Origin of the sequence: Hyphobacterium sp. SN044 (assembly GCF_021864465.1) — a bacterium.
Taxonomy (GTDB): Bacteria; Pseudomonadota; Alphaproteobacteria; order Caulobacterales; family Maricaulaceae; genus Hyphobacterium.
Genome location: NZ_JAKKUV010000050.1, coordinates 1 through 281 on the forward strand (window position 1 = coordinate 1; position 281 = coordinate 281).

The 281-nt window shown below is 66.2% G+C and carries 1 pseudogene; it reads right to left on the bottom strand.

The features are described from left to right. Nucleotides 1-281 (bottom strand): annotated as a pseudogene (locus tag L5876_RS14610) (F0F1 ATP synthase subunit alpha); the annotation flags it as partial.

Consider the following 281-nt stretch of genomic DNA (forward strand, 5'->3'; position numbering starts at 1 on the left):
GGGAGTTCTGCGGCTGCTTGAGCAGCTCGACCAGACGAGCACCACGCTCGAGCTGAGCCTTCGAGGTGGCATCCAGGTCGGAGGCGAAGGCCGCGAAGGCTTCCAGCTCGCGGTACTGCGACAGCTCCAGACGCAGCGAGCCTGCCACCTCCTTCATCGCCTTGATCTGCGCGGCACCACCGACGCGGGAGACCGACACACCGACGTTGACGGCGGGGCGCACACCCTGGTTGAACAGGTCGGTCTGCAGGAAGCACTGGCCGTCGGTGATGGAGATGACG